This window comes from Bartonella queenslandensis AUST/NH15 (assembly GCF_000312585.1).
GTDB classification, from domain to species: Bacteria; Pseudomonadota; Alphaproteobacteria; order Rhizobiales; family Rhizobiaceae; genus Bartonella; species Bartonella queenslandensis_A.
In genome coordinates, this window is record NZ_HE997984.1 from 1 (window position 1) to 1,185 (window position 1,185).

General features: G+C 40.1%; 2 pseudogenes. Both read left to right on the top strand.

What is annotated here, in order from left to right:
* A pseudogene (locus BN338_RS12035) lies at nucleotides 1-214 on the top strand (hypothetical protein); the annotation flags it as partial.
* A 38-nt stretch (nucleotides 215-252) separates the two neighbouring features.
* Nucleotides 253-1,185: pseudogene (locus BN338_RS12940) on the top strand (hypothetical protein); the annotation flags it as partial.

Consider the following 1,185-nt stretch of genomic DNA (forward strand, 5'->3'; position numbering starts at 1 on the left):
GGAACGTTGGATGGAACAAGATAATAGCAGCTGGAATAGGTTGAATATGCTTATGAACGCCGGTCATGGCTTTGCAAGGAATTATGGCACGACGATGAATAATAATACAGCTTCTATGATGCAAGGAAATAATCCTTGGCAGAATGCCATGACGGTGATTTTTGGATTAAAGAAGGGTGCAGAAAATGCACCAAAGTTTGCAGGTATGTTTTAAGAATTTCAGAAAAACAAATGGTTTAAAGGGGTGATGTAATGGTTTTTATCGATTTTAATCCGAAAGATAGAAGTTTACGACTTAAAACGATAGCAGAGCGATTGCAGGAAGGAATACAGGACAGTCAAAGACTGGATAAAGACCTAAAAGTACCACTTATACATCAAGTACCAGTCCTTCCTAGTATGATTTCTATGAATAATCCATATAATATAAGATCCTCTTCTCCTGTTCCAGTAGGTTATATTCGTCCTGCTGAGATGGGTAGTGAGGAGAATACCCCCCCTCCGATTCCAAAAGTGGACATTTCATCTAATACATCCGCTCCAACAGAACCAGTTACACTACAGGAACAGCGCCTTGAACCAAAACCTAATTTTGGGGATAAACTTTCTCGTTTTTCACAGTCTGATGTCAGTAAAAATATTGATGATTTTCTTATGGGTGCGATAACGGCAAGTCCAGATGAATCTGGATGGCAACTTTTTGCAAAGGGGCTCAAGAATTTGCATGAAGGCGATAAACAAAGAGGTCAGGTTAACCAGACCGTCGAGTATCTAAAGTCCAAAGGCTATAGCGAAGAAGAAGCGAGGTTCATGGCTGGAAATAAATATGCGTTGAATGAGTTTTTTGCACAAAAGAACAACGGTGGAAATAGGAATCCCCAATTTACCAGTGACGGTAGGATGCTTGTGGAGGATCCGAATGCACCAGGTGGATATAGATATGTTACGGTTGAAGGTGGTAAAGCATATGAAGATATGCAAAATCGTGAACAGTTGAAAAAATTACAAATAGCAGATGCTAAAATTATGAGAGAAAGTACATCACAGGCAATAAATTCGGCGCTTGAGATACTTAAGAAAAATCCTGATTCATCTACTGGTCCAATTGGTCAATTTTTTAAGGAGTGGTGGCGAACACCGGCAGCGCGTTTAAAGGCTCATCTTGAAACAATCAGGGGAGGATCG